At 45.2% G+C, this 757-nt stretch carries 1 protein-coding gene; it reads left to right on the top strand.

Annotated elements, in window-relative coordinates:
- Positions 1–695, top strand: a 695-nt coding sequence (locus B7C60_RS09315; protein ID WP_245869104.1) for an alpha/beta hydrolase, incomplete at its 5' end; no start/stop codon positions are given.
- Between the last annotated feature and the right edge of the window lie 62 nt (positions 696–757).

Here is a 757-nt window from a genome sequence, read left to right as displayed (position 1 = left end):
GCGGAGCATGGAAGAGAGGTAGTAAAGAAGCGATTGAAACGGGCAATCGACAACTGCTTGATTCGGTACTTGCTCAGGGCTATGCCTTGGCTGCGGTTGAATATCGATTAAGCGGTCAAGCGAGTTTTCCTCAACCGGTGATTGATATTAATGATGCGATCAATTTTTTGCATCAAAGGGCAGATGAGTATCATTTTGATGCTGAAAAAGTGGTGCTAATGGGGCGATCTGCGGGAGGGCACCTAGCGGGACTGATCGGCGTGCTGAACACGCATCGAGATCTCAATTTTCCCTTTGAACCCAAATATCAAGTTGCCGCCGTGGTCAGTTTCTTTGGGCCAATGGATTTATTAGCGTTAGGTAATGCCAAAGGCGACAAGACCACTCAAAATTCATCCGTTTCTAAATTTCTTGGCGCTATTCCGGCACAAGCCCCGGAATTAGCGAAACAAGCTTCACCGATCCACTATGTTTCTGCTCAAACACCACCGTTTCTTTTACTGCATGGTGATAGAGATAAACAAGTACCAATAGTACAAAGTATGGAGTTTAAACAAGAGTTGGATCAGCACAGAGTAGAGAATCAACTTTTGATTGAACCAGGCGTGGGCCACAGCGCGAAAGTCTTTGATACGGAGAAATACGTTCCTACCGTTATTCGTTTTATCCAACGCTATTTGCCGGTAATGGTTTGAATTCAATGGCCACCAATCTCAGCGTGTCAGGTAAATAAATGCAAAGTGAGTGGATAGGTCGA

Origin of the sequence: Vibrio fujianensis (assembly GCF_002749895.1) — a bacterium.
In the GTDB taxonomy this organism is placed as follows: domain Bacteria; phylum Pseudomonadota; class Gammaproteobacteria; order Enterobacterales; family Vibrionaceae; genus Vibrio; species Vibrio fujianensis.
Note: the sequence above shows the minus strand (reverse complement) of the source record. Positions and strands in the feature narration are given on the sequence as shown.